This is a genomic window from Stenotrophomonas sp. P5_A8 (assembly GCF_056400545.1).
This window is the reverse complement of record NZ_JBFULB010000261.1, coordinates 1-5,411: the sequence shown is the minus strand read 5'-3', so window position 1 is coordinate 5,411 and position 5,411 is coordinate 1. Positions and strand designations below refer to the sequence as shown.

3 protein-coding genes and 2 pseudogenes are annotated in these 5,411 nt (G+C 67.2%); 2 read left to right on the top strand and 3 right to left on the bottom strand.

All coding sequences use genetic code 11. The features are described 5' to 3' along the window. Positions 1 to 313 (top strand): annotated as a pseudogene (locus AC1DQP_RS15755) (hypothetical protein); the annotation flags it as partial. 92 nt (positions 314 to 405) lie between these two features. Here the strand turns inward: AC1DQP_RS15755 and AC1DQP_RS15750 are convergent. From AC1DQP_RS15750 to fusA, 3 genes are all read right to left on the bottom strand, one after another. Further along, positions 406 to 969: a DUF4879 domain-containing protein gene (locus AC1DQP_RS15750; RefSeq protein WP_478051966.1), complete on the bottom strand. Its 564-nt coding sequence runs from the start codon at positions 967 to 969 to the stop codon at positions 406 to 408. Between the two features lie 236 nt (positions 970 to 1,205). Then, the gene (locus AC1DQP_RS15745) at positions 1,206 to 2,126 is read right to left on the bottom strand and encodes a M14 family metallopeptidase (protein ID WP_457322025.1); all 921 of its coding nucleotides are present in this window, start codon (positions 2,124 to 2,126) and stop codon (positions 1,206 to 1,208) included. Between the two features lie 385 nt (positions 2,127 to 2,511). Further along, entirely contained in the window at positions 2,512 to 4,554 is a 2,043-nt protein-coding gene (gene fusA, locus AC1DQP_RS15740) for an elongation factor G (protein WP_457321627.1), read from the bottom strand. Between the two features lie 579 nt (positions 4,555 to 5,133). On the opposite strand from fusA, the pseudogene AC1DQP_RS15735 reads away from it, so the two are divergent. Beyond that, positions 5,134 to 5,411: pseudogene (locus AC1DQP_RS15735) on the top strand (hypothetical protein); the annotation flags it as partial.

Here is a 5,411-nt window from a genome sequence, read left to right as displayed (position 1 = left end):
GTGGAAGAGCGATGCACCGATCACCGCCTGGGGTGAGACCTCCAACCTGGTCAACCTGTCCAGCACCACCGAAATGCACCTGGCCTTCAAGGTGGCACCCGGCCAGGAACTGACCCGTGGCAAGGCCATCGTCGATCGCATCGGCGGCATGTCGCCGCGCCCGGACCAGGCCGCCATGGAAGAAACGTACGGCTGGAAGGGCATGGATTACCGCAAGGTGCTCAGCGACAACCGCAACGTGCGCGTGCTGGTGGACCTGAGCTATTCGCCCGGCTGGGTGACGGTGGGCTGCTCGTACGGCGATATCCAGTAAGCACCTGCCTCGCGCAGTGACGACATGCGGCGGCCGCCCCTGGCCGCCGCTCGCGTACCGTGCGCCCCCTTCCCCACGGCGCCGCGCTTTCGTCAGCGGATATGGATTGCGGTATACGCGGTGTTGAAGGGGGCATTGAGCGAGGTGTTCTGGAAGCCGAATTCGCCATCCTGGGCACCGTCCAGGCTGAAGTAGTACAACCAGCCGACGATGGTCTGGCCCGGTTGGCACTGTTGCGTGTAGCCGCTGCCGTCGACGCACAGCCGCTCGGTCATGTACTGCGCGCCGCGTGGGAGCGCTGAGCCCCAGAGGCTGCCGATGGGGGCCCCGCCGTAACCGATCTGACGAACGACAACCCGTAACTCGCTGCCGCCATGATCAAGCGTGGTGCTCAACTGCCYGGGTGATGTCATGTATTCCCAGCCTCCCGCCTGCGTAGAGCCCACGGCGAGGACTGCGACCTGGCTGATCGGGGGTGCCGGCGCGCGCGGCGCGGTCAGCGCCTGGGCCACCAGGGCACCCGCTGTGTTTCGATCCAGTCGCCCCGCCGCCAACTCCAGCGGCATGAAATCGCGAAGCACGATGGTGGCGTCGTCAGCCGATGCTGGCGATGCCAGACCCAATGCCAGCAACAACGTTGCGATGCAGGTGCGCATGCGGTGGCTCCTCTGGCAGCGACATTGCTGCCCGGGCAGGTTACCCATGCCGGCGCCACCGCCGATGCGATCTGCGACCGGAAATGCACTAGGAATCCACCGAAATCCGCCACAGCCAACGCGTAAACGCCGCACCTGGCCACAGGTTCCGATGCATCGAGATCGCATCGGACCGGCGGAAGCGCCGCGTGTCACCGCGGCGGCCCGGCCCGAATGGCTAACGCGTCAGATACCGCTCAACGCTGGGCCAGTGCGAAATCCAGCCCCGCACGCACCGCCGCCACCTGCGCGTCGTTGCATTCCTGCGGGCTGGTACGCGGGCTGTCCGGGTAGACCTCGGTGGTGGTGGCAAAGCGCGCGTCGGTGAAGCCGGCGCAGGCGCCAATCGAACGCGACTCGCCCCAGACCACGCCATTGGATTGCAGCGGCATGCCGATCAGTTCGCCCTTGGCATCGGCCGGGGCGATATGGGTGACCTTCTCCACCGCTGCGATCAGCGCTTGCTGGAACGCTGGCTGCGGATCTTCGCTGTTGCCGATCACGTAGAAGCCATCGGGGATGATGTCCGGCACCAGGGCCTTGCCGTCGCGCGCGCAGCGTGCCGGGTCGAACTCCTGCAGGTCACTGTCGGTGGTTTCATGCAGGTCCAGGTGCACCAGCAGGGTGTCGCCGCGCGCGGCCACCCACTGCATCAGCGCGCGCGCCTCTTCGATCTGACCACCGTCGCGGAAGCTTCGATTGGGATCGATCGCATCGGGATTCCAGCGCTGGATGCGCTCATAGCCCCACGGGCTCACGCACGGCGCCACGATCAGGTTGATGCGGCCCGCGTAGGCTTCAGCGTTTTCGTCGAGAAACTGCAGCGCGCCATGCACGCCGCTGGTTTCATAGCCGTGCACGCCGCCGGTGATCAGCGCGGTCGGCAGCCCGGCATCCCAATCCTGGTTGACCACGGCAAACAGCGGGTAATGATCCGGCGCGTAGTCGAGCTGGCCGTACTGGACCACCTCGAAGCGTTCGCCCAGGCGTTCAAGCGCGGCCACCACGTCATCGTGATAGCTGCGCTGGCGCTGCTGGGCGGCCCGCCACTGCGCGCGCTCGGCGTCGCCCCAGGGCTGGCCGGGGGTGCCGATCGGGTAGAAATGCGCAGTGGTCATGAAGCGGCTCCAGAGGTCGAAATGCGGTGGTCGCCGCGCCGTGAAAGCGGCAGGGCGACGGTCTAGCGGCTTATTCTATAGCGGTGCGTCCGGCGCCGCTTTGCCGAGGCGGTACAGCCAAGGACCGACGCTTCAGCAGTTGGCGCGCAAGCCCCAGCGACGCCTTCGCGTGGCGATGACCGGAAACCGGTGCGGTGGCATGTCGCGCCCGACCTCTCGTGCGGTGCATTGTCCGCAACCACGCCCCATACGGCTGACATGACCTGGGCCGCGTGGTTCTCTTTGCGCAACGGCCCACGGAAAAGGGGGCCGGTTTCCCGGCCCCCTTCGCTTCTTCATCAGCGGACGACGATGTCCGCGCTGGCAGGCGTACCGACCCGCCCCATCAAGCCGCCTGCACTTCCTCATAGCCATTGAAGCGCATGTCGCTGGTCGCCCTTCCCTGGGTCAACGAGCGCAGCGAGGTGGTGTAGCCGACCAGCCGCGCCAGCGGCGCATAGCCCACCACTTCCACCTGCGCGCCGTGATCCTCGATCGAGGCCACCCGCCCGCTGCGGCGGTTGAGGTCGCCCACCACGTCGCCAACATTGGCCGACGGCGCGTGGATGGCCACTTCCATCACCGGCTCCAGCAGKCGTGTACCGGTCGTGGCCAGTGCCGCCTTGACCGCTTCGCTACCAGCGCGGTGGAAGGCCATCTCCGAGGAGTCCTTGGCATGGGTCTGCCCATCGGTCAGGGTCACCTCGATCCCGACCACCGGATGTCCACGCGGCCCTTCTTCCAGCGCCGCGCGTACGCCCTTTTCCACGGCCGCCACGAACGACTTCGGGATCACGCCGCCGACCGTGCGGTCGACGAAACGCACCGCCTCGTCACCGGTGGGCACCACCTCGATCAGCACCCGGGCGAACTGGCCCTGGCCACCGGTCTGCTTGACGACCTTGCCCTCCACGTCCTGCACCGCCCGCGACGGCGTCTCCTGATAGGCGACACGGGGCGCGCCCACCTTGACCGGCACGTTCCACTCGCTGCGCAGGCGCTCGACCATCACTTCCAGGTGCAGTTCGCCCATGCCCCAGATCAGGGTCTCCCCGGTGACCGCATCGGTGGCGACGCGGAACGAGGGATCTTCCTGCGCCAGGCTCGACAGGCCCTGGCTCATCCGGATCAGGTCGGACGCCTTGTCGGCGTTCAACCGCCACGCCAGCACCGCGTGCTGGGCATGGATGGTGTCCAGCAGCAGCGGCGCGGAGGGCGCGCTGAGGGTTTCACCGCTCACCGCATCCTTCCAGCCGATCACCGCCACGATGTCWCCGGCAACCGCCTCGGTGATCTCGTGGGTCTGGTCGGCCTGCACCCGCACCAGCCGGCTGATGCGTCGGCCCTGTGCGTGCTGCGAGCTGGCCACCTGGTCGCCCACCTTCAACGTGCCCGAGTACACCCGCACGAAACTGAGGGCGGCATGGGCCTGGTGGGTGATCTTGAACAGCAGCGCGGCCAGCGGCCCTTTCGGGTCCGGCGGCAACAACACCTCGCTCTCACCCCGCATCGCAACCACGGCAGGTCGGTCCAACGGCGACGGCAGGAAGTCGACGATCGCATCCAGCAACGTGTCGATGCCCTTGCTCTTGAACGCAGCACCGGCCAGCACCGGTACGCCCGCGCCGGCCAGCGTGGCCCGGCGCAGCGCAGCGCGCAGCAGCGCATCGTCCACGTTGTCGCCCGCCAGCCAGGTTTCGGCCAGCGTGTCGTCGTGGTTGGCCACCGCCTCGATCAGGCGCAGGCGATACGGCTGCCACTGCGCCTGCTCATCGGTGCTCCAGTCGCTGCGGGTCGGGTTGCCGGCGTCGTCCCATTCCACCGTCTGGCGGGCGATGAAATCGACCCAGCCATGGAAATGGTTTTCGTCGCCAAGCGGCCAGCCGATTGCCCACGGACGCGCCTGCAGCTTGTCCTCCAGTTGGCCCAGCACGCGCTCGAACGACGCGCCGACGCGGTCCATTTTGTTGACGTAGGCGATCAACGGCACGCCGTGCCGACGGGCCTGGTGCCAGACGGTCTCGGACTGCGGCTGCACGCCATCGACCGCGGAGAACACCGCGACCGCGCCGTCGAGCACGCGCAGGGAGCGCTCCACTTCGATGGCGAAATCGATGTGGCCGGGGGTGTCGATCAGGGTCAGCCGATGGTCGTCGCCACCGCGCGGCGCCCAATGCGCCTGCACGGCCGCCGCGCCGATGGTGATGCCGCGCTCGCGCTCGATCGCCGAGAAGTCGGTGGTGGCCGCGCCATCATGGACTTCGCCGACGCGGCGGATCTCGCCGGTTTTCCACAGCAGGCGTTCGGTGAGGGTGGTTTTGCCGGCGTCGATGTGGGCGATGATGCCCAGGTTGCGCCAGTGCGAAAGGGTGTGGGTTGTGGTGTTCATGGTGATTGCTCTCGTCGCCAACATCGAGGAGCCGCACGCCGCCGTTGGCTAACGGGCGTGCGGCCAGGCTTGGGGCTCGGCGATCTGGTGCATGGCACGTTCTCCTTTGCGTGGGTTTGTGAAGCGCTGAAACGAAAAGAGCGCCCGGTGGGGCGCTCTGTCTGGGGTCTTCCAGGGTGACCGGATACCGGTCAGCCGCCTGATGAGCCGCAGGGCAGACGCGCCCGTCCCGCGCTTTCGCGGGTCTGGGTAAAAAACGTCAGGAGCGGCATCGAAGTCATGGCGGCGGTGGTCAGGTGATGGGCGCATTCTAGACCTCGCGGCGGGATGCGCAAGCGGTTATTGGCGGCACCGGTAGAACGATGAATGGCTCTGCGCAACATTCAACGCGCCAACGGCATCCAACATCGTGGGCTTCGCACCCCATATGCGAATGTGTCGCAATTGCATAAATTGCCAGATTCCCTAGAATGCAGCGGGCAACGTCGCCGCCGGCGACGCAACGGCGCTGGTGGCGGCTACGGGCCGCGTGCGAAAGGCCAGCGCGCGCACACCTTCCGTGTCTTCGAGCGTTCCGTCATGCCCTTCCCCACTGAAACCTCCCGCCGGTTGCGCCCCAACCTGCTCGCCCTCGCCTGCGCACTGTCTGCCGCAGGCGCGCTCCCCGTACACGCGCAGACCGCCACCGATCTGGATGCGGTACGGGTCAACGCCTACCGTGCGGCCAACAGCGCCAGCGGTGCAACCAAGACCAGCACCAGCATTACCGAGACGCCGCAGTCCGTGTCGGTGATCGAGCGCGCCGAACTGGATGCGCGCGGCGTGCAGTCGCTCACTGATGCGATGCGCTACGTGGC

Coding starts and splice junctions, on each gene's coding strand:
- AC1DQP_RS15745 (WP_457322025.1), bottom strand. CDS start 2,126: ATGACCACTGCGCATTTCTACCCGATCGGCACCCCCGGCCAGCCCTGG.